The organism is Staphylococcus sp. EG-SA-2 (genome assembly GCF_017152085.1).
Map to the genome: position 1 here is coordinate 1 of NZ_JACYHC010001091.1, position 721 is coordinate 721.

2 protein-coding genes are annotated in these 721 nt (G+C 34.5%); one reads left to right on the plus strand and one right to left on the minus strand.

The annotated features are described in order from the left end of the window. On the minus strand, positions 1-155 hold a 155-nt coding region (locus IDG60_RS18245; protein WP_206161034.1), incomplete at its 3' end, for an SDR family NAD(P)-dependent oxidoreductase. Between the two features lie 234 nt (positions 156-389). Between IDG60_RS18245 and IDG60_RS18250 the strand changes: the two genes are divergently transcribed. Then, positions 390-721, plus strand: a 332-nt coding sequence (locus IDG60_RS18250) for an AbgT family transporter (RefSeq protein ID WP_206161033.1), incomplete at its 3' end; no start/stop codon positions are given.

The following is a 721-nucleotide window of genomic DNA, read 5'->3' on the forward strand; positions in this document are numbered from 1 at the left end:
TTACTTTTAATTTTATCGACAGTCTCCGATACCGCTTCAGCTATGTCTACCGCCAATACATACGCACCTTCTTGAGCTAAAGCGATTGCAGAAGCTTGTCCGATACCTGTACTTGCTCCTGTTACGACTGCAACTTTATTTTCCAAACGTTTCATTCAGTCACTCCTATACAACATATCTTAAACTTACAGTCCTTATTTTCCACTGTTCAATGCTTCATAAACCTAATAGCTAAGTCTCCAGGCAGTCTTAGCTACTCTCTGCTATACAATTTCTATTGAATAACTCAAAATATTTAACAATATTAGTCTTTTCATTTTCTGAAAATTGTTACTTTTGAGAGTATTTTTTGTTACACTTTAAATATTTAACAAAGGGGGGAATCATTGATGACATCAAAACATCAACAAAAGGGGTCTATCGTCAATCGTTTCTTGAATAGTGTTGAAAAAATTGGAAATAAATTGCCAGATCCTAGCGTCTTATTCTTTTTAATGTGTGTGGGCTTAGCCATTATGACGTGGGTTATCTCATTATTTAATGTATCTGTTAAGCATCCAGGTACGCATCAAACCATTTATATTAAAAATATAATTAGCCATGATGGATTTACGATGATAATGAATGATACGATTAAAAATTTCTCAGAGTTCCCAGCATTAGGCTTAGTACTAGCAGTGATGATTGGTATTGGTGTTGCAGAGAAAACAGGATACTTCGA